This window comes from Micromonospora sp. MH99, from assembly GCF_021442385.1.
Lineage (GTDB): Bacteria > Actinomycetota > Actinomycetes > Mycobacteriales > Micromonosporaceae > Micromonospora.
Genome location: NZ_MUZA01000046.1, coordinates 13,060 through 32,410 on the forward strand (window position 1 = coordinate 13,060; position 19,351 = coordinate 32,410).

The window sequence follows — 19,351 nt, forward strand, 5'->3', positions numbered from 1 at the left end:
GTACGTGACGCGCCGCCGCCTGCGTTCGTTCACTGGTTCGACAGCTCCTTCATCTCGGTGATGGCCGGGACGGCCATCGGGTCCAATCCGTGTGCCAGTGCAAGATAGATCGAGGCGAAATCCGGGACGGCGATCAGCGAGGCCAGCCGCTCCAGAGCCGAACCACCCTCGGCGGTCACCACGTCGCAGCGCACACCACGACGCTCCGCGAGGGTCTGCACCGCGTCCGCGCGGCGCTCCTCGACGGCGAGCGGCTCGTCCGTGTCGTCCTCGGCGTTGAGGCCGCCGTCGCGCAGCAGGACCAGCCGCAGCCGGGTGCCTTCGCCGTCGTCCTCCGCCGGGTCGGCGAAGATGTCCCGCTCCCCCTCGGCCAGGCCGCCGAAGACGCCGTCCAGCAGCCCGACCCGGCCCCGCCCGGCCTCGCCGAGCGCCCCGGTGACCACCGGGTAGCGGGCGTTGGCGGACAGGGTGTCGCCGAAGCGGCGGGCCGCCACGGTGGCCAGCGGGGACGAGCCCCACACGATCGGGATCGAGCCGGCCAGGCCCAGCGCCAGCGACTTGGCGGGGTTGACGAACGACTCGGCGGCGGAGCGGCAGCGGTCGGCGTCCGCGTCGAGCCGGGCCGCCGTCTCCGCCAGGTCCGCCTCGTTGACCTTCACCAACCCGAGCGAACGCGCGGCGAGCAGGACCGGCACGGTGAGCGCCCAGAGACTGGCCCGGGCCGGCGCGCGTCGCGGCACCGGGATGAACGGCGCGCGGGCCCGCTCGGCCACCGACTGCAACTGCGAGTCCGGTGCGCCCACGGCGACCAGCCGGGCGCCGCGACGGTGCGCGGCCTCGGCGGCGCCCAACGCCTCCGGGCTCCGACCGGACGCGCTCACCGCGATCACCACGTCGGCGGCGCCCACCCAACCGGGTACGCCCGCGCTGCGGTGCCCGATGATCGGGACCGGGCAGCGGGGCCCGGCGACAGTGGCCAGCACGTCACCGGTACGCCCGGCGGTGCCGATGCCGGCGATCACCACGGCCCGGGGACGCCCGTCGTCGGCGAGCACCGCCAGGTTCGCCTCGGCGGCCAACGCCGCGCTCTCCCGCACCTGGGCGCCGGCCGACGCGGTGTGCCGCAGCATGCCGCCCGGGTCGTGCTCGGCCAGCGCGTCCGGGTTGTCGAGCAGGGCCTCGTCGGCGTCGCGACGCCCACTGACCCCGGCCGTACCGTCGATCATGACTGCTGTCCGGGGCCGCCGCGCGCCTCGTCGAGCAGCAGCACCGGCACGTCGTCGCGGACCTCGAAGATCCGGCCGCACTCCGTGCAGGTCAACGTCTGCGCCTCCGCGTCGTAGGTCAGCGGGGCGTGGTGCGTGTCCGGGCAGGCGAGGATCTCGAGCAACTGCGGATCCAGGGCCATGGCGCGGCTCCTTCCACGAATGCGGGGTCACCGGCGGCGGTGCCGACCGGCGCAGGCGATCTTATCGGCGAACGCGGTCGAGCACCTCGTCCCGCAGCGAGACCATCCGCTCGCGGGTGGGCGCCTCGACGTTGAGCCGCAGCAGCGGCTCGGTGTTGGAGGCGCGCAGATTGAACCAGGCGCCGTCGGGAAAACGCAGCGTCAGCCCGTCCATCTCGTCGGCCGTCGCCTCCGGGTACGCGGCACGCACCTCGGCCACCGCCGCGCCCTGGTCGGAGACCGTCGAGTTGATCTCGCCGGAGGCGACGTAGCGCTCGTACTCGCCAGCCAGCACGGACAGCGGCAGCGACTGCTCGCCCAGGGCGGCCAGGGTGTGCATCGCGGCGAGCATTCCGGTGTCGGCGAACCAGAAGTCCCGGAAGTAGTAGTGCGCGGAGTGCTCCCCGCCGAACACGGCGTTGGTGCGGGCCATCTCCGCCTTGATGAAGGAGTGCCCCACCCGGGCGACCACCGGCTCCCCGCCGTGCTCACGGATGATCTCCGCGACGGCGCTGGAGGTGATCAGGCCGTGGATCACCGTGGAGCCTGGGTGCTTGGCCAGCTCGCGTGCCGCGACCAGCGCGGTGATCGCCGACGGCGAGACCGGCTCGCCGCGCTCGTCCACCACGAAACACCTGTCGGCGTCCCCGTCGAAGGCCAGGCCGATGTCGGCCCCGTGCTCGACCACCGCGCGCTGGAGGTCGACCAGGTTCGCCGGGTCCAGCGGGTTCGCCTCGTGGTTGGGGAAGGTGCCGTCCAGCTCGAAGTAGAGCGGCACGATCTCCAACGGCAGGGCCGACAGGGCGGCGTCGCCGAGCACGGTGGGGACGGTGAAGCCACCCATCCCGTTGCCGGCGTCGACCACCACCTTCAGCGGCCGGATGCCGGAGAGGTCGACCAGCTTGCGCAGGTACGCGGCGTAGTCGGGAAGCAGGTCACGCCGCTCGGCCGGCCGGGTCGGCTCGCCCGCCGGGCGCGACGCCCCCGAGTCCAGCAGGGCCTGTGCCCGTTCCCGGATCTCCGCCAGCCCGCTGTCCTGGCCGATCGGCCGGGCGCCGGAACGGCACATCTTGATGCCGTTGTACTGCGCCGGGTTGTGACTGGCAGTGAACATCGCGCCGGGCAGGTCGAGCGAACCGGAGGCGAAGTAGAGCAGGTCGGTGGAGGCGAGGCCGATCTCGATCACCGAGCGCCCCTCTGCGCGTACGCCCGCGGCGAAGGCGGCGGCCAGGCCGGGCGAGGTGGCCCGCATGTCGTACCCGACGACGACCGCGTCGCCGGGCTCGTCAGTGGTGTTGAGCAGCTGGGTGAATGCGGCCCCGAGCGCCTCGGCGACCCGTTCGTCCCACTGGTCCGGCACCGTCCCTCGGACGTCGTACGCCTTCACGATCTGGGACAGATCAGACACTAGTTCCGCTCCTTGGCCGCAGGTTCCCAACGAACCTGAGCGTATCGGAGCGGCCCGGCCCGGCCCCGCTCAGCCGGGGAGCCGGGGCATGAACACGGTGTGATCGCCCCCGTCGGGCGGCTCGGGCGGGTCACCGGGCAGCGATCGGGCACCCGGAGCAGCCGGGGCACCCGGCATCGGTTGCGTGGCGTCCGGGGTCGGCGTCACGGGTCGCGCCCCGTAGACCCCTCCGCCGGCGGGACGCGGCGGGGGCACCTGGCCGGCGGCCGGCGGCTGCTGGCCGTACACCGAGCCGGGTTGCACGGGCACGGCCGGTGACCCACCGCCGGAGCGGTAGGTGGTGCCACCGGGGTTGCCCGGCAGCGGGCCGGGATCGTCGGACGACGTGCGGTCCTGCCGGGACCGGCGCACCAGCAGCACGATGAGCAGCAGGCCGACCGCCACCATCGCGATGCCGAAGAACATGATCAGTGACCCTCCGCCGGACTCGGCGGCCACCGCGGTCACGCTGGGAGCGGCGGACGTCGGGCCCTGCGCGGCCGGGTTCACCACCTCGCTGGCCGCCGCGACCTCGGTGGGGCTGGGGGTCGGGGTCGGCTTCTTCGACGGCGTCGGCGTGGGCGGCGCGGAGAGCCGACCGGTGACCTTCGCCGCGTCGATGCCGTGCCCCAACTGCTGGCCGGCCGCGGTGAGACCCACACCTGTCACGCGGAGCTGACCGCCCGGCGCGTCGGCGCCGAACGCCACCCGGTACCGCATAGTGATGCCCTTGCCCTTGCACAGGATCGGCTTCGCCGGTGCGGTCTGCCCGGTCTCGACGTTGCCGCCACCGCCACCGACAGCCACCGGGACCCAGCGCCCGCCCACGTTCACCTGGACCGCCACCTGGCTCGGCTGGAGACCCTCAAGGCTCAGACCCAGGGCGGTACGCAGCAGGACGCAGCCGCCGGAGCGCTTGCGCACCGCGACGTTCACCCCCTGGGCTGAACCCCCGGCGGCGAAGCTGCTGGCCGACCCCACACGGACCGAGTCGTCGTCGGCCAGCGCGGGTGACGCACCGAGCATCACCAGGCCGACCAGCAGACCGCAGACCGTCGCGAGCCGTGCCGCGCGTCGACGCACCGTCATGATCACCTCACCGTTCCTCCCCGGGTGGGGTTCGCGGCCAGGCTACTACCGGGCCACCCCCGCCACCTGTCATAGAGCGGCCCGCATGTGTGCGGCGTTACGGTTTACGACCGACCCGGACGTGTGCTCCCGGCGAGGGCGGCACGGCAGAGCCGGTCGGCGGTACGGGTCGTCTCGGGCAGGCGGTAGCGCGGCGCCAACGCGAGCACCTGCGCTGTCGCGTTGTCCAGGCTCATCCGGTGCCCGACGCTCACGAAGACCGGCTTCACGCCGTCCCGGGTCCGCAGCACCCGACCCACGACCTCACCCCCGTCGCGCAGCGCCGACCAGGCACCCCGCTCGGCTGCCGGTGGATCCCACTCGCCGACCAGCGGCGTCTTGCCCACGCCGATCGCGGGCAGGCCGGTGACCACCCCGAGGTGACAGGCGAGCCCGAACCGGCGCGGATGAGCCACACCGTGCCCGTCGCAGACGAGCAGGTCCGGCATCGTCGTCAACGTGTCCAGGGCGGCGAGCAGAGCCGGCAGCTCACGGAAGGCGAACAGCCCCGGCACGTAACCGAACGACGGCCGGCCCACGCTGACCGCGGAATCCACCACGGCCAGCGTCCGGGCGTCCAGCACGGTCACGGCCGCCGCGAGGAGGTCTCCGCTCTCGTCGTACGCGACGTCCAGGCCGGCCACCGTCGCGGGCGCGGCCGGACCCGGCCCGACCAGGTCGACCAGCGGTCGCAACTCCTCCTGTACGGCCACCGCCTCCGCCACGGTGCGCGGCGTCGATCCACCAGACATCAGCGCCCACCCTTGATCCACACCGGCCCCCGGCCTTGATCCACTCGGTTTCGGCGATATCGGGGTATCCCACGTCCTCGGACACCCCACTATCGGCGATGTCGAGTCGATCAAGCTCGGCGAAGCCCGTCGGTGAGGATGTCGGTCACCTCGTCGGGTTACTTGTCCTACTTGGCCGGTTGGCGCGCGCTGCCATTCTCGGCGGGCTCCTCATCGGCCCTCTCGTCGTCGACGCGCTTCCGGGTGGCGCCGAGGGCCACCGCGAAGGCGACGGCCATGGCGACACCGAAGGCCACGCCGCCCTTCGAACCGAGCGCGGGAATGCCGATCGCCAGGCCGAGCAGGAGGGCAACCGGCCAGGCCCAGACACGGGACCTGCCAATGTCGGTCGTGGAATTCGCCATGGACCGATGCTAATCCGCGCCATCAACCACACGGACCGCCGTCGCATTCGTTGACCGCACCGTCGCCGGATCTCCGGCCCGGACCTACCGTCCAGACCAGAACGCGCCCGCCCGACCGCCCGTGATCAGGCGAGTTTCAGCTCGTCGCGGGCCTCGTCGACCCACCGGGCAACACCGTGCGCACCGCTGCCAGTGGCCAGGGAGGCGGCCTCGTCGAGCAGGCCACGGGCGGCGTCCCGGTCGCCGTCGCTCGCCGCCAGGTCGGCCAGCCCGATCAGATTCGCCGCGACCCCCGGGGTGAACGACAGCTTCCGGCGCAACCGCGTCGACTCCTCCAGCAACCCCCGCGCCGCGTCGACCCGACCGGCGGCCTGCTCGCCGAAGCAGAGGTGCCGCAGCACGTACGACAGGGTCAGCTCGTCCCCTGCCTCGGTCGCCAGCTCACGCGCCCGTGCGAAGGCCGGGTCGGCCGCCGCCTGGTCCCCGCGGATCACCTGGTGGACCGTGCCCACCCAGAACAGCGACTCCCCCTCGCCGCGGGGGTCACCCAGCTCGCGGTAGAGCTGCGCCGCCCGCTCGAAGAGCGACAGCTCGGCCGCGTCCTCCGCACCGGTCTCCAGGAAGCGGGCGTGCAGGAGCCGACCCCGGGCCAACGCCGTGTCCGCCTCCAACGCCACCAGATCACGCTCCGCCTCGTCCAACGACTTGGCGTCGCCGCCGAAGACCGCCTGCTCGTAGCGCTCCTGCGCCCGCGTCAATCGGATGTCGAACCGTTCGGCCATCACTGACCCACCCTTCCGTCGATACGCTCGCGCAGGAGATCGGCGTGGCCATTGTGCCGCGCATACTCCTCGATCATGTGCACCAGCAGCCTGCGGAGCACGATGACGTTGCCCTCCCGCTGCCGCCCCTGCACGTCCAGATCCGCCGCCTCGGCGACGAACCGCTCGGAGAACTCGACCTCCGTACGCCACGCCCGGTACGCCTCGTCCACCACGACCGGGTCGGCCACCGCGCCGTCGAAGTCGCCGTCGGGATCGTCGTCCGAGCAGTACAACTTGGGCGCGACCTGCCCCGCCATCGTCCTGCGGAACCAGCCACGCTCCACTTCGGCCAGATGTCGGATCAGGCCGAGCAGCGACATCGTCGACGGCGGCACCGCCCGCCGGGCCAACTGCTCGGCGTTCAGGCCGTCACACTTGAGCTCGAACGTCAGGCGCTGGTCGCGCAGATACTCGACGAGCACCGTCCGCTCGTCGGCGAAGTTGCCATCCGAGCGCGGGTCATCGTCCGGATGAACGAACAGGTACGACCAGCCGAAGGTCCGCGTGGGTTCGCCGTCGGAGGTCGCCGCTTCGGCGCGCGCGTCAGCCATACGGCGACTCTTGTCGATACCCGTCCACCTCGGCAACCGTCCGCGCGCTCACCTTCTCGCTCTGACCAGCGTCTTCCAGAAGCATCATTGGTGATCGCGGACGGTAGTGCGAGCTGAGCCGAACTCCCACTTCAGTCAAGGTCGGGGGATGCCTGGGGCCCGCCATGCGAGTGTGCGGCGAACAACGCGCGTAGGCCATGCTCGTCCGGCAGGGCCCTCCCACCCGTGACGACGTCAGCCACACTTTCGGCCTGCGCTCGATCGACCGTCTCGAAGCGGTCGATGTTTCCAAGATTGTTGATGAAGCGCAGGACCAGATCTGTGTCGACGACCCAATCACCGACTCGATGATCCCAGAGCAGCGCCTTGCCAGCGTCCGAACTCATCACGAACAATCCAGCCGGCCCTCCCGTTCGCTCGTCATTCCGGTAGATCACGTAATACGTCAACAAGACCCCTCTCCAACTCACGAGCCACGTCCTCGGCCACAGGGAAATCCCTACGCTTCAGGCCCGATTCTTGCACTACCTGCGAGAAGTCTTTGCCCTGAGCATCAAGCCAGTCTCGGTACGTCGACCAGGATCCCGCGTTTCGGCTGATCCACCTCGCGAGACTGGCGTCCTTCGGCGGGAAATGGTTCTCCAAGCCGGGTGGCACGCTCTCTGGCAACCCGCGCTCACGGTTGAGTGCAAGCATCCGCAGAAACCCTTGCACATGGGCTTCCGGCCGGCTCGAGGACCGCCGTAGGATCTCGTAGTCGTCATGGGTCTGCAGCCACGCTTCCCTCGATTCCCGGGTGTGGAATTGCAGTTCCAAGAGGAATCCGTCGGGCGAGCGGAGAGTGCTGTTGAAACCGTAAAACCTGTTGCCTGCCCGCCAAAAATTTTTGAGGGAAGACCGGGGTACGGAGAACCCTGATTCCACGAGACCCGCGAGTATCAGCTGGACGGCGCGTCCATACCCTGTCCCGGACGGCACCTCGAACAAGAACCTCAGAACATCATTGACCGTCTCCGCGAACTCCTCGACCCCGATGGACAAACCGCGGGTCTCGTCCAGGTACTTCCGTGCCAGCGATTCAATCCCCTTGACGCGGAACTCACGGTCGCGCAGCTGCACCCGCTCGCTGAGGCGCATGGCCTCCGACACGTCCCGCCCGACCTGAATCAACGCGTCCTCAACAGGATCGGCAGCAGCAAGTGCACGATCACGTAGTTCGGTCAGCCCCGCCAGCTCAGCAGGCGTGAGCTGGTTCAGTTCATCTGCCGATGACTCCGGCCTACCTGGCTCGGCTCCGCCGCTGTCCGGCACAGGTGGGTGTTGCACCGAGCCCGGCCCGTCCAGCAGCAGGTGCATGCGGTTGATGTACGGGTCACCGTGGCCGCCGTCGTCGTACGCCGGTGGGTGGGTCGGCAGGTCGGGACGTTCACTGAACCGGCCTCGGGACAGCCCGCCGAGCGGCATCGGCCGGCCGTCCCCGCCCAGCACGAGTGCGTCGATGCCGACCACGTCCGGGTAGAGCGGCCGGTCTCGGACGAGGCCGGTCTGCGGGTCGACGTAGAGCACCGTGCCGTTCTGGTTGAGCGCCACCCAGGCGTGCGAGCCGCCGCCCGCCCACTCGGTGATCAGGAACGCATAGCTGCCGTGGCCGCCCAGCAGCAGTTGGTCGTGCAGGTTGGCGTACCCCCGGTCGGCGGCGTGCCGCGCCTGCGCCGGGTGTGCCCGTTGGCCCGACGGCGGGGCGAGGACGCGCTGGAAACGGCCACCGGTCACGTCCTCCACCCGGCCCGGGCCACCCGCCTCACCGCGGATCGGACGTCGGGTGTCGCCGTTCAGGTAGCCGTCGAAGGTGCGCGGCGCGGACACCCGCGGCCGCCCGTGCACCCAGGTTTCGAAGAGCGACAGGGTGCAGTCCAGGCAGTTGATGCCCCGGGTGGCGTCCGCCTGGGGGCCGCCGTCGTTCAGCAGGCGGAACCAGCCGCCCCGGCGGGGGTCTGCGGTACGCCTGACAGCGCCGTCGAGGTCGCGGGGCATCTGCCGTTCGACGTCGACCTGGTGCAGGGCGAGCGGAGGCCGGAGCCCGCCCGGCTGCCCGTACGGCCGGGAGTCGTCGATCGGCGGGGGTACGTCGTCGCCGGTGAGCCGGGACGGGCCGGCGGTCTCCACCGCACCCAGCGCGAGCGCGCCCACATCGTTGTTGGCGTACGCGAACGCGCCGTCGGCGATGTCCACGACGGCCGGCGCCCTGATGCCCGCCAGCACGTCGTCGGCCAGGTCACGCCACTGGGCGTACGCGCGTGTCTCGTCGTTCGCGGCCCGCTGCCAGCCGTCGGCCCACTGCCGGTGCCCCGCCTGGTGCAACTGTCGGGCGTAGCTCGCGTACTCGACAGCCCTGCGATCGTGCTCCGCGGCGCGGGTCCGCATACGGGCGGCCTCGGCCTGCCGGCGATTGTTCTCGAAGCCGGTGCGCTGCGACTCGAAGTGGCCCTGGTAGCGCCGCCGCTCGGCGGCCTCCGCCTCGGCCACCCACCGGGCGGCGTACCCGTCGTTCTCGGCCACGGACACCGACGGATCGCCGAACGCCAGCACGTCGAGCGGAACCGAGGCCCGGCCGCGGGCCCGTTGACGGGGTACGCGGGCCGGCGCGGGCGCTTCCCGCGTCGGCAATCGCGTGGGCGCGGCGTGCCGGCCCACCGCGGCACCGGGGACCGTGCCACCGCCCGTCCCGGTCAGGACCCCACCGGGCCGGCCGCCGGCATCGGGCGTCGTACCGGTGGACGTGGGTGGAAAAGCCGTACCGGGGGCGACTGTCGAGGCGGAACCAGCGGACGCGGCAGGCGGCGCCAGCCCCACCGTGCTCGCGGCCGCCGACGAGGAAACGCCCCCCGCCAACGGGCCGGTCGTCAGAGGTCCGAAAGCCGAGGACGGGCCGGTCGACAGAGCCGACGACGGGCCGGTCGTCAGAGGCACGGACGCCGACGACGGCCCGGTGGCCGGAGACACGGCAACCGTGCCGTTGGTGCCCGGGGTGACCGCACCCGAGGCGATCCCCTGCGACGTGCCGAGCGCCGGCCCGCCACCCTCCGTCGGCCCGGCACCCGCCACCGGCCCGCCGGTCGGGTCAACGGCACCGGCCACGGGCGCGGTGACCGCCGACAGCACGGGATCCGCCGCGACAGCGGAAAGCCCCGGGGCCGCGACAACCGAGAGCGCAGGATCCGCCGCGACAGCCGAGAGCGTGGGATCCGCCGCGACAGCGGAGAGCGCCGGACTCGTGCCGTGACCGACACCTGATGACGTCGCTTCGGGTGCTGCCGGCACCGGGGACCCGACAACGTCCACCCCTGCGTGGTGGACGCCATCCGTCACCCCAGGCCCCGGGGCGGACGCGGCCGGCGACGCCGGAGGCACCGGCGAGGACGCCGCGAGTTCCGGGGGCGGGGCATCCATCGAAGGCGCAGTGGGGGTCGGAAGGGACTGGCCGGTGAAGGACGCTCCGGCGAGGGCGTTGGCCTGCGCGTGCAGCCGGGCCTGCAGGGCGTGGTCGGTCTGCCCGGTCGCCGATCCGGTGGCCCCGGACGCGGCGGCGCGTACCGCGTCCTCCACCGAGGTCAGGCCCTGCCCGGTGGCGACGCTGGCGGCGCTCTCGGCGAACATCTCGCCGGTCATCTCCCGACCCAGGTGCTCGCCGATGCGCGCGGCGCGGCCGGTCGCGTGGCGGCCCAGGCCGGCCAGCGGCGCGACCGCTCCCCCGGCGAGCCCGCCGACCGCCGACGCGCCCAGGTCGGTCAGGTCCACGCCGTGCGCCCGGCCCGTGGAGTTCTGGTACGCCTGGGTGGCCAGGCTGATCCCGGACTCCTCGGCCGCCTCCTCCAGACCTTCCCGGGTGGCTCGCTTGGCGAGGCCACGCGCGCCACCCTTGGCGATCTCCTTGGCGGCGCGCTCGCCGGCCTCCTTGAGCCCGCGCCGCAGCGCCTTGCTCGCCAGCTGGCCCATGAGACGCTTGAAGATCTGCTGGATCAGCAGCCGGGTGGCGGTGATGGCCGCACCGGCGGCCGGGGATGCGGCACCCGCGGTGAGCAGCGCCGCCACCGCCACCGAGAGCAGCTCGATGACGAGGATGCCCAGCTCGATCCAGACTTCGAGCTTGGCGCCCTCGATGTCGCAGCCGCACTCCTCGACCAGTCGGCCCAGGTCGGCGGTGACCGCGAGGAGCACCGGCAGGGGCGCGTCATCGCCCTCGGCGATCCCACGCCAGGCCGCCTCGAACGCGGCGTCGACGGCTCCGACACCGCCGTATCCGCTGCGTACCTCGGAAGCGGCCGCGGCGGCGTCGGCGTGCGGACCGGCGAGGACGCCGGCTACCGCGTACCACCGGTCGGCGACGTCCCAGACGGCCCGTTCGTTCCCCTCGGGCCACTGCACGCCTACCGCCCAGTCGAGGGCCTCGTAGATCCAGCCGGGGACGTCCCAGGGCGCGTAGTCCAGCGGGTGCGGGATCGGGCTGGGCAGCACGCTCATCCGGATCGACCCGCCGTCAGCGCTGGTCGGCGGCCCGGTCGAGCCGGGCGGCGCTGCTCTGGTCGGTCTGCACGCTCGCGTCGACGGCGCTGACCACGTCGGCGCCCAGCTCGGTGAGCCGCTGCCCGACACCCGCCCAGGCGCGCAGTACGGTCTGCTCGATGCCCCGGTAGTTCCGCTCGAACGCGGCGCCGATGTCGTCACGCCCCCACGGACGGGCGCCGCTGGCGGCCTCGATCTCACCGCCCTCGGCTGCCCGGCTGGCCGTCACCGCCTCGCCGGACAGGGCCAGGTCGGCACCACCGCGCCGGGCCCGGGACGCGTCGAGCCAGAGCTGACCGTCGGTCATGCCGGCCCCTCGCCGCGGCGGAGCATGGCGTCGGCGCGGCCGAGCAACGCGCCGAAATCGCCGGTACGCAGGAAGTCCGCCGAGCCGGCGCCGGCCGGCATGGTGTCGGCGACCAGGTCCTGGGTGGCCTGCGTGGCGGCGGCCACGGCAGCGTGGACCGTTTCGGTAACTTTCCGGCTCAGCGCCTCCGCGTCGCGGTCCCGGTAGATCGCCGGGGCCAGGACGACCTCGACCAACTGACCCTGCGCGCCGACGGTCGCCGTGATGTGGCCGTCCGGCGAGCGGCGGCTCACCCGCAGTTGGGCGAGTCGCGCCTGCAGAGTGTCCAGACCGGACCTGAGCTGCTGATACTGGCCGTACACGTCGTCGAATCGGGCTCGTAGCTCGCGATTGGCGTCCCGGTCCACGCGTTCGCTCACCGCCGCTCCTCCCGTCACCGTCGGTATCCGAGACCATACCGGCCGCCATCGATTCGTGTAGTCCGGTAGTTTCGATGCGTGATCGACCGTCAGCAGGCCGAGCAGCTCGCGTCCGCGTGGGCGAGGCGGGATTCGCAGCGCCTCGGCCACGAGTGCACTCCGGTGGTCGACGAGTTCGACCTCGGTTTCGTCGTCACCTCGATCGTGTCGAACGGGGTGCGGACGATCCCCGGCGATCTGCCGACGACAGTCATCGACAGGCGGACCGGGAAGGTCACCACCTGGCCGCGTGTGCCCAGCGAGGTGGTGGCGGATCTGTACCGGCGCAGTCAGCCCAGCGGGCCGACCGCCCCCCGCACCGTCGACGCGTCGAGCCTGCTGATCCGGGAGATCCGTCGAGCCCCGACGCCGAACACGGTGGCGCACCTGACCCTCGACGGTCGCATCTGGACGGCCCAGGGGACGAAGGGCGCGGTCGCGCTGAACCACCACCCGCTCGTCCGTGGCTACCTGGACGAGCAACCCCCGGGCGAGCTGGTCCGCGGCGTCGAGTGTCACGCCGAGTTGATCGTGGTCTCCGACGTGCTGCACGAGTACGACCACCGTCGGGCCGCCGAGGGCATCGCGCCGATGGGGCGGGCCGAGGCGGGTGCCCTGCTGGGGGCGGCGCGCTTCGAGATCTTCCGGATCCGCGAGCCGGGTGACCCGGCCGGTGGCGCCGCCGAGCGACCCTGCGACTCGTGCGTCTCGTTTCTGGTCAGCGCCAACATGCTGCCGGAGTCGGCGCGGGCCTACACCGAGACGTGGCTCGCACCGCCGGAGCCGGACCCGGACCCGGGCCGCTTTCCACCCGAGGTGGCCAACGCGCTGGTGGCGGCGGGCTGGCGACCGCACATCGGTGACCAGATCATGGCCGCCGCCGGCGTGCGGGACGTCACCGCCGTTCCGGGGGCCGTCCACCGGCACGAGGTCTTTCCCGCCGCCGTGGAGGCGCTGACCGCGTTCCCCAGCCTGGTCGGCGCGCGGCGCGGCCCGGGCGCGCAGGTGTGGATCTCGCGCTTCGACATCCGCCCGCACGCCATCGCGCACACCGCCGACACCCTCGCGGACTTCGGCGCGGTGCTCGGCGTACGACTCTTTCCGATCGGCACCGAGCAGCAGGACAGCATCCTCGCCGTCGACGAGCGCGGCCGGGTCTTCGCCCTCGACCAGGCCGGGGAGTGGTTCCTCGGCGACACCATCGACGCCGCGCTCACCACGTTGCTGCTCGGCCGCGCGCCCGCCCGGGTCAACGACGATGGCACCTGGTCCTAGAGCGCCAGCCCGGTCAGCACCATGACCCGCGCCTCGGTGTAGTCGTCCATCGCGCTGCGCAGCCCCTCCCGACCGACGCCGCTGCCCTTCACCCCGCCGTACGGCATCTGGTCGGCCCGGTACGACGGCACGTCGCCGACGATCACGCCGCCCACCTCCAGCGTCCGCGCGGCGGCGAAGGCCACGTCCAGGCGCCGGGTGAACACGCCGGCCTGCAACCCGTACGCCGAGTCGTTGACCGCGGCGAACGCGGCCTGGTCGTCGGCGACCGGGGTGACCACGAGCACCGGCCCGAACACCTCCTCGGCGACGACCTTGGCGTCGGCCGGCACGCCGCTGAGGACGGTCGGGGGGTACGAGGCGCCGTCGCGCACGCCGCCCACCTCGACTGTGGCGCCGGCCGCGACCGCCTCCGCCACCCACGTCTCGACCCGGTGGGCCGCGTCGGTCGACACCATCGGCCCGACGTCGGTCAGCTCCGAGGCGGGATCTCCGGTGCGCAGGGCGCGTACCGCCGCGACCAGCCGGGGCAGGAAGTCGGCGTGCAGCGCGTGGTGCACGTACACGCGTTGCACGGCGATGCACGACTGGCCGGCCTGGTAGTTGGCGAACGTGGCGATGCGCTGCGCGGCGAAGTCCAGGTCCTCGTCGGCGGTCCAGTCCGCGCAGAGCACCGCCGCCGCGTTGCCGCCCAGCTCCAACGTCACGTGCTTGTCCGGCACCTGGCGGCGGATGGCCGCGCCGACCGGCCCCGACCCGGTGAACGACACGACCGGCAGCCGGGGGTCGGCGACCAGTTCGGCGGCGCGGTCGTTGGGCAGCGGCAGCACCGAGAACATGCCGGCGGGGAGGTCGGTCTCGGCCAGCAGTTCGCCGAGCAGCAGCGCGGACAGCGGCGTGGCCGGGGCCGGCTTGACGATGATCGGCGCACCGACCGCGATGGCGGGCGCGACCTTGTGCGCGACCAGGTTGAGCGGGAAGTTGAACGGCGCGATGCCGAGCACCGGCCCCCTCGGCACCCGCCGGACCAGGGCGATCCGCCCGGAGGCCGCCGGGTCGGTGTCGAGGCGTTGCAGCTCCCCGGAGAAGCGCCGGGCCTCCTCGGCGGCCCACCGGAAGGTGGACACCGCCCGCCCGACCTCGGCGCGCGCCCACTTCACCGGCTTGCCGTTCTCGGCGGTGATCAGCGCCGTGATCTCGTCGGCACGCTCGGCGAGCCGCCGCGACACGTGGTCCAGGGCCGCCGCGCGGGCGTGCGCGGGCAGGGCCGCGGCCTGCGCGGCCACACCGGCCGCGGCCGCGACGGCGGCGTCGACCTGGTCAGGGGTGGCAAATGTGGTACGCCCCACCGCCCGGCCGTCGTACGGATGGTGGACGGTCAGCTCGCCCTCGCCGGAGGCGGGACGGGAGGCGACGAAGAAGTCAGCAGGCTCCACGTCGTGCAGCGTAGACGAGACAACAGCCGACGGAAACAGTCGCCGTATCCCTTGTCTGCCGCGAATTCAGTAGCGAAGATGGCAGGAAGATTGCGATAACCGCCGCACACCGCATCCCCGGCCCCCTCGGAGTGATCCCGTCATGAGTGACCAGCAGCAGCTGCGCAACTTCGTCAACGGCTCCTACGTCGAACCGGCCGACGGCGGGTACGCCGATCTGGTCGACCCCTGCACCGGCGAGGTGTTCGCCCAGGCGCCGGTCTCCGGGGCCGCCGACGTCGACGCGGCGATGACCGCCGCCGCCACCGCGTTCGAGAGCTGGCGGGAGGTCACCCCGGCCGAGCGGCAGAAGGCGATGCTCAGGCTCGCCGACGCCGTGGAGGCGCGCGCGGCCGACCTGGTGGACGCCGAGGTCCGCAACACCGGCAAGCCGCGCCAGCTCACCGCCGAGGAGGAGCTGCCGCCGGCGGTGGACCAGTTCCGGTTCTTCGCCGGGGCCGCCCGCCTGCTGGAGGGGCGCTCCGCCGGCGAGTACCTGGCCGGGCACACCTCGTACGTGCGGCGCGAGCCGATCGGGGTCTGCGCCCAGGTGACCCCGTGGAACTACCCGCTGATGATGGCGGTGTGGAAGATCGCCCCGGCACTCGCCGCCGGCAACACCGTGGTGCTCAAGCCGTCGGACACCACGCCGGTGTCGACGCTGCTGCTCGCCGAGATCGCCGCCGAGTTCTTCCCGCCGGGTGTGTTCAACGTCGTCTGCGGTGACCGGGACACCGGTCGTACCCTCGTGTCGCACCCGACCCCACAGCTCGTGTCGATCACCGGCTCGACCCGCGCGGGCATGGAGGTGGCCGCCGCGGCGGCCACCGACCTGAAGCGCACCCACCTGGAGCTGGGCGGCAAGGCCCCGGTGGTGATCTTCGACGACGCGGACGTGGCGGCGGCGGCCGAGGCCATCGCGTTGGGCGGCTACTTCAACGCCGGTCAGGACTGCACGGCGGCGACCCGGGTGCTGGCCGGGCCGGGCATCCACGACGACTTCGTGGCGGCGCTCGCCGAGCAGGCCCGCAACACGAAGACCGGCGCACCGGACGACTCGGACGTGCTCTACGGCCCGCTGAACAACGCCAACCAGCTCGCCCGGGTCAGCGGCTTCGTGGACCGGCTGCCCGACCACGCGGCGATCCAGACCGGCGGATCCCGGCAGGGTGAGCGCGGCTACTTCTACGCGCCGACGGTGGTCTCCGGCCTGCGTCAGGCCGACGAGATCATCCAGGACGAGGTGTTCGGGCCGGTCATCACCGTGCAGCGCTTCTCCGACGAGGACGAGGCGGTGCGCTGGGCCAACGGCGTCGACTACGGCCTGTCGGCGTCGGTCTGGACGCGCGACCACGGTCGGGCGATGCGGATGACGCGACGGCTCGACTTCGGCTGCGTCTGGGTGAACACGCACATCCCGTTCGTCTCGGAGATGCCGCACGGCGGCTTCAAGCACTCCGGGCACGGCAAGGACCTCTCGGTCTACAGCCTGGAGGACTACACCCGGATCAAGCACGTCATGCACAACATCGAGGGCTGAGCCATGCCGTCCTCGGAAGATCTGCACAAGCGTCGCAGTGGTGCCGTCGCCCGGGGCGTCGGCAGCGTCATCGGCTCGTACGTGGACTCCGCATCCGGGGGCACGCTCACCGACGTCGACGGCCGGGAGTGGATCGACTTCGCCGCCGGCATCGCCGTCACCAGCGTCGGCAACTCCGCGCCGAGGGTGGTCGAGGCGGTCCGCGCGCAGGTGGAACGGTTCACCCACACCTGCTTCATGGTCGCGCCGTACGAGTCGTACGTGGCGGTGTGCGAGCAGCTCAACGCGCTGACGCCGGGCGGGTTCGAGAAGCGCTCGGCGTTGTTCAACTCCGGGGCCGAGGCGGTGGAGAACGCCGTCAAGATCGCGCGGCACGCCACCGGGCGACCGGCGGTGGTGGTGTTCGACCACGCGTACCACGGCCGGACCAACCTGACCATGGCGTTGACCGCGAAGAACATGCCGTACAAGCACCGGTTCGGGCCGTTCGCCGGGGAGATCTACCGGGTGCCGATGTCGTACCCGCTGCGCGACGGCGGGCTCTCCGGCGCCGAGGCGGCCGCACGGGCGATCGAGATGGTCGAGAAGCAGGTCGGCGCGGAGAACGTCGCCGCGCTGCTCATCGAACCGATCCAGGGCGAGGGCGGTTTCGTCGTACCAGCGCCGGGTTTCCTGCCGGCGCTGCGCGACTGGGCGACGGCGGCCGGGGTGGTCTTCGTCGCCGACGAGATCCAGACCGGCTTCTGCCGTACCGGCGACTGGTTCGCCTGCCAGCACGAGGGCGTCGAACCGGACCTGGTCACGCTGGCCAAGGGCATCGCCGGCGGCCTGCCCCTCGCTGCGGTGACCGGTCGGGCCGAGCTGATGGACGCGGTGCACGTCGGCGGGCTCGGCGGCACGTACGGCGGCAACCCGATCGCCTGCGCCGCCGCGCTGGCCACCATCGAGACCATGCACGAGCTGGACCTCGCCGGCGCGGCCCGCCGGATCGAGTCCGTGCTGGCGCCCCGGCTCCGCGCCATCGCCGAGCGGGACCCGCGCATCGCCGAGGTACGCGGGCGCGGCGCGATGCTCGCCGTGGAACTGGTCCAGCCCGGCTCCCTCGTCCCCGACCCGACCGCCACGGCAGCCATCTCGGCCGCGTGCCACGCCGCCGGCCTGCTCACCCTGACCTGCGGCACGTACGGCAACGTGCTGCGCTTCCTGCCACCGTTGGTGATCTCCGACGAGCACCTCGCCCGCGGCGCCGACATCCTCGACGCGGCGTTCGGCTGACCGTGTGGAGGGGCCCACGTCGGGCCCCTCCACTCACGTCAGCGCAGGACCTCGACGGTGTTGTTGCGGACCAGGTTCTTCCCCGGCTCGCGGATCTGGTCCATGGCGGCGGTGTTGAGCAGCACGCAACTGCCCGACGGGCCGGTCACCGTCACGGTGGTGGCCCGGTTGTTGTCCAGGTTGGTCACCCGCAACCGCGTACCGACCGGGAACTGCCCGCTGGTCGCCGCCGGCGCGGCGTTCTCGGCGAAGAAGGTGATCGCGCCGGAGCAGGCCGAGCGGGGCGGCGGGCCCGGCACGCCGGGCGAGGCGGCACCCGGACGGACCGAACCGGGGGCCGGCTGGGCCACCGCGCCGTCCAGCTTCTCCACCACGTTGCGGCGGATCACGTTCTTGCCCGGCTCGCGGACCAGCTCCATGGCGGCGGAGTTGAGCAGCACACAACTGCCCGACGGGCCGGTCACCGTCACCGTGGCCGTACGGTTGTTGTCCAGGTTCGTCACCCGCAACCGCGTGCCCACCGGGAACCGGTCGCTGGTCGCCGCCGGCGCCCCCGCCTCCGCCTCCGCCGAGAACGTGACCGATCCGGAGCAGACGGACTTCCGCGCCGGGGCGGTGTCGGCGAAACCGAACCCGGTCCCCACCGCCACGCCCGCCGCGGCGACCACCGCCACGGTCGCCGCCAGCACGTGCCTGCGCTGCACCCTCATCGCCGTCACTCCCGTCCTCGGTGGTGTCCTTCACCGCCTGATACGGAAAGCGCCCCAAAACCGTTCACCAGCCCCAGCTGATCGCCGCCCCAACCCCCGCCGATCTTGCACTTTGTGTCGCTCAAATGTCGCTGTTGTGGCCATTGGTCGGGACAGAAAGTGCAAGATCGGCGGGCTGGAGGTTAGGACAGTGCCGTTCGGACGGTGGCTATTACGTGGTGGGGGCGGCGGTAGAGGTCGCGGTCGGTGAAGTAGCGCATACGCCAGCCGGCCGCATCCAACCAGTTGACCCGCTCGCGGTCATGGCGGAGACGATCGCGGTCCAGGTGCGACAGTCCGTCGTACTCAACGCCAACTCGCCTCTCCCGGTACCCCAGGTCGAGCCGGTAGAGGCGGATCCCGAATCGGTCGGTGACCCACAGTTGCGGCTCGGGCGGTGGAAGCCCGCCGTCGATCAGGATCAGTCGCAGTTGGCTTTCCTGCCGACACTCGGCCCGACCGTCCGCCAACGCGATGAGACTCCGGGCTTGCCGGACGCCCCGCAGGGCAGCGTGGGCCGAAACCTCCGCCAGCAGATCATCCTGGCTCACCACGCCCGACCGGAGCGCCGCGTCGAGCACCGGCAGGGCGTCGAGCCGCCGGGCAGCACGCGCCAGGTCGACGGCGCAGCGGGCCGCGGGGACACACGGCAGGCCCCTGACCAGGACCGGTCGAACGGGTAGCACCGTCCGGTGCACGACGACGCCGGGCAGGCGCGGCTTCGGCACCGAGGCAGGCAACTGGACATGTACCAGGTCTTCCCGCAGAACGCCGAAGCCGTGTCTGCGGGCAGCACTCTGCCTCGCCAGCATGGCCTCGTCGGGGAGGCGCAGCATCAGCGCACGCAGTTCGTCATCCTCGTCGCAGGGCTGGTCGGCATAGACGCCCCTTCGGACTCGAAGCAGTTCCTCACGACCGAGCCGGGTACGGATTCGTCTGATGGTGAGGTCCCGCACCAACGCGTCCGTCCGCCACAACTGAATAGCCACACCGAGCAGGCTGGCCACCCCGGACCCTCAACGAGACCCCCGGCGTCCCGCCTGTGGAAAACAATCCGCCCTGTGGAAAACCCCCAAACCACCCCTCCCAGTGCTACCCCCACCCCTCCCTCCGCCGATCTTGCACTTTCTGTCGCAGATACGCCCGATAGGAGCGT

General features: G+C 72.2%; 18 protein-coding genes. 3 read left to right on the forward strand and 15 right to left on the reverse strand.

Going from position 1 to position 19,351, the window contains the following annotated elements; translation table 11 throughout:
• Positions 1-29: 29 nt before the first annotated feature.
• From B0E54_RS21930 to B0E54_RS32815, 12 genes are all read right to left on the reverse strand, one after another.
• Positions 30-1,226: an SIS domain-containing protein gene (locus B0E54_RS21930; RefSeq protein ID WP_234587712.1), complete on the reverse strand. Its 1,197-nt coding sequence runs from the start codon at positions 1,224-1,226 to the stop codon at positions 30-32.
• Positions 1,223-1,408 (reverse strand): Trm112 family protein, encoded by a 186-nt coding sequence (locus tag B0E54_RS21935; protein WP_007455824.1) that lies wholly within the window; start codon positions 1,406-1,408, stop codon positions 1,223-1,225. Before B0E54_RS21935 ends, B0E54_RS21930 begins: the two co-directional genes overlap by 4 nt.
• Before the next feature lie 61 nt (positions 1,409-1,469).
• Positions 1,470-2,855, reverse strand: a complete 1,386-nt coding sequence (locus tag B0E54_RS21940; protein ID WP_234587713.1) for a phosphomannomutase/phosphoglucomutase — start codon at positions 2,853-2,855, stop codon at positions 1,470-1,472.
• 69 nt (positions 2,856-2,924) lie between these two features.
• A complete protein-coding gene (locus B0E54_RS21945; RefSeq protein WP_234587714.1) occupies positions 2,925-3,983 on the reverse strand; it encodes a hypothetical protein in 1,059 nt (352 codons plus the stop codon).
• Between the two features lie 104 nt (positions 3,984-4,087).
• A complete protein-coding gene (gene nfi / locus B0E54_RS21950) occupies positions 4,088-4,774 on the reverse strand; it encodes a deoxyribonuclease V (protein ID WP_234587715.1) in 687 nt (228 codons plus the stop codon).
• A gap of 167 nt (positions 4,775-4,941) precedes the next feature.
• A complete protein-coding gene (locus B0E54_RS21955) occupies positions 4,942-5,178 on the reverse strand; it encodes a hypothetical protein (protein ID WP_234587716.1) in 237 nt (78 codons plus the stop codon).
• A gap of 125 nt (positions 5,179-5,303) precedes the next feature.
• A complete protein-coding gene (locus B0E54_RS21960) occupies positions 5,304-5,960 on the reverse strand; it encodes a tetratricopeptide repeat protein (protein WP_234587717.1) in 657 nt (218 codons plus the stop codon).
• Positions 5,960-6,553, reverse strand: a complete 594-nt coding sequence (locus B0E54_RS21965; protein WP_234587718.1) for a DinB family protein — start codon at positions 6,551-6,553, stop codon at positions 5,960-5,962. Before B0E54_RS21965 ends, B0E54_RS21960 begins: the two co-directional genes overlap by 1 nt.
• A gap of 131 nt (positions 6,554-6,684) precedes the next feature.
• Complete coding sequence (locus tag B0E54_RS21970; protein WP_234587719.1) at positions 6,685-7,002, reverse strand: hypothetical protein; 318 nt, start codon at positions 7,000-7,002, stop codon at positions 6,685-6,687.
• On the reverse strand, positions 6,974-11,074 hold the full coding sequence (locus B0E54_RS21975; RefSeq protein WP_234587720.1) for a toxin glutamine deamidase domain-containing protein: 4,101 nt from the start codon (positions 11,072-11,074) through the stop codon (positions 6,974-6,976). Before B0E54_RS21975 ends, B0E54_RS21970 begins: the two co-directional genes overlap by 29 nt.
• 16 nt (positions 11,075-11,090) lie before the next feature.
• Complete coding sequence (locus tag B0E54_RS21980) at positions 11,091-11,423, reverse strand: hypothetical protein (protein WP_234587722.1); 333 nt, start codon at positions 11,421-11,423, stop codon at positions 11,091-11,093.
• Positions 11,420-11,842: a YbaB/EbfC family nucleoid-associated protein gene (locus tag B0E54_RS32815; protein ID WP_234587724.1), complete on the reverse strand. Its 423-nt coding sequence runs from the start codon at positions 11,840-11,842 to the stop codon at positions 11,420-11,422. The genes B0E54_RS21980 and B0E54_RS32815 overlap by 4 nt, the downstream gene beginning before the upstream one ends.
• 78 nt (positions 11,843-11,920) lie before the next feature.
• Here B0E54_RS32815 and B0E54_RS21990 point away from each other — a divergent pair, with 78 nt between their 5' ends.
• Complete coding sequence (locus B0E54_RS21990) at positions 11,921-13,156, forward strand: SUKH-3 domain-containing protein (RefSeq protein ID WP_234587725.1); 1,236 nt, start codon at positions 11,921-11,923, stop codon at positions 13,154-13,156.
• Here the strand turns inward: B0E54_RS21990 and B0E54_RS21995 are convergent.
• On the reverse strand, positions 13,153-14,592 hold the full coding sequence (locus tag B0E54_RS21995) for an aldehyde dehydrogenase family protein (RefSeq protein ID WP_234587726.1): 1,440 nt from the start codon (positions 14,590-14,592) through the stop codon (positions 13,153-13,155). The two genes, B0E54_RS21990 and B0E54_RS21995, sit on opposite strands and share 4 nt — an antisense overlap.
• Positions 14,593-14,734: 142 nt before the next feature.
• Between B0E54_RS21995 and B0E54_RS22000 the strand changes: the two genes are divergently transcribed.
• Together B0E54_RS22000 and gabT are read left to right on the forward strand one after the other, a co-directional pair.
• On the forward strand, positions 14,735-16,171 hold the full coding sequence (locus B0E54_RS22000; RefSeq protein ID WP_234587727.1) for a gamma-aminobutyraldehyde dehydrogenase: 1,437 nt from the start codon (positions 14,735-14,737) through the stop codon (positions 16,169-16,171).
• Positions 16,172-16,174: 3 nt separating this feature from the next.
• Positions 16,175-17,446 carry a 4-aminobutyrate--2-oxoglutarate transaminase gene (gene gabT, locus B0E54_RS22005; protein WP_234587728.1) on the forward strand — a complete coding sequence of 424 codons (1,272 nt, stop codon included), beginning with the start codon at positions 16,175-16,177 and terminating at the stop codon, positions 17,444-17,446.
• Between the two features lie 38 nt (positions 17,447-17,484).
• Here the strand turns inward: gabT and B0E54_RS22010 are convergent, their stop codons facing one another.
• Both B0E54_RS22010 and B0E54_RS22015 read right to left on the reverse strand, forming a co-directional pair.
• Complete coding sequence (locus B0E54_RS22010) at positions 17,485-18,156, reverse strand: septal ring lytic transglycosylase RlpA family protein (protein ID WP_234587729.1); 672 nt, start codon at positions 18,154-18,156, stop codon at positions 17,485-17,487.
• 182 nt (positions 18,157-18,338) lie between these two features.
• Entirely contained in the window at positions 18,339-19,202 is an 864-nt protein-coding gene (locus B0E54_RS22015; protein ID WP_234587730.1) for a DUF559 domain-containing protein, read from the reverse strand.
• Between the last annotated feature and the right edge of the window lie 149 nt (positions 19,203-19,351).

What these genes read in the sequence shown, in the direction of transcription:
- B0E54_RS21935 (WP_007455824.1), bottom strand. Translation starts at nt 1,408, where the DNA reads ATGGCCCTGGATCCGCAGTTGCTCGAGATCCTCGCCTGCCCGGACACG.
- B0E54_RS22000 (WP_234587727.1), top strand. Translation starts at nt 14,735, where the DNA reads ATGAGTGACCAGCAGCAGCTGCGCAACTTCGTCAACGGCTCCTACGTC.
- B0E54_RS21930 (WP_234587712.1), bottom strand. Translation starts at nt 1,226, where the DNA reads ATGATCGACGGTACGGCCGGGGTCAGTGGGCGTCGCGACGCCGACGAG.
- B0E54_RS21975 (WP_234587720.1), bottom strand. Translation starts at nt 11,074, where the DNA reads ATGAGCGTGCTGCCCAGCCCGATCCCGCACCCGCTGGACTACGCGCCC.
- gabT (WP_234587728.1), top strand. Translation starts at nt 16,175, where the DNA reads ATGCCGTCCTCGGAAGATCTGCACAAGCGTCGCAGTGGTGCCGTCGCC.
- B0E54_RS21955 (WP_234587716.1), bottom strand. Translation starts at nt 5,178, where the DNA reads ATGGCGAATTCCACGACCGACATTGGCAGGTCCCGTGTCTGGGCCTGG.
- B0E54_RS21945 (WP_234587714.1), bottom strand. Translation starts at nt 3,983, where the DNA reads ATGACGGTGCGTCGACGCGCGGCACGGCTCGCGACGGTCTGCGGTCTG.
- B0E54_RS21965 (WP_234587718.1), bottom strand. Translation starts at nt 6,553, where the DNA reads ATGGCTGACGCGCGCGCCGAAGCGGCGACCTCCGACGGCGAACCCACG.
- B0E54_RS21980 (WP_234587722.1), bottom strand. Translation starts at nt 11,423, where the DNA reads ATGACCGACGGTCAGCTCTGGCTCGACGCGTCCCGGGCCCGGCGCGGT.
- nfi (WP_234587715.1), bottom strand. Translation starts at nt 4,774, where the DNA reads ATGTCTGGTGGATCGACGCCGCGCACCGTGGCGGAGGCGGTGGCCGTA.
- B0E54_RS22010 (WP_234587729.1), bottom strand. Translation starts at nt 18,156, where the DNA reads ATGAGGGTGCAGCGCAGGCACGTGCTGGCGGCGACCGTGGCGGTGGTC.
- B0E54_RS21960 (WP_234587717.1), bottom strand. Translation starts at nt 5,960, where the DNA reads ATGGCCGAACGGTTCGACATCCGATTGACGCGGGCGCAGGAGCGCTAC.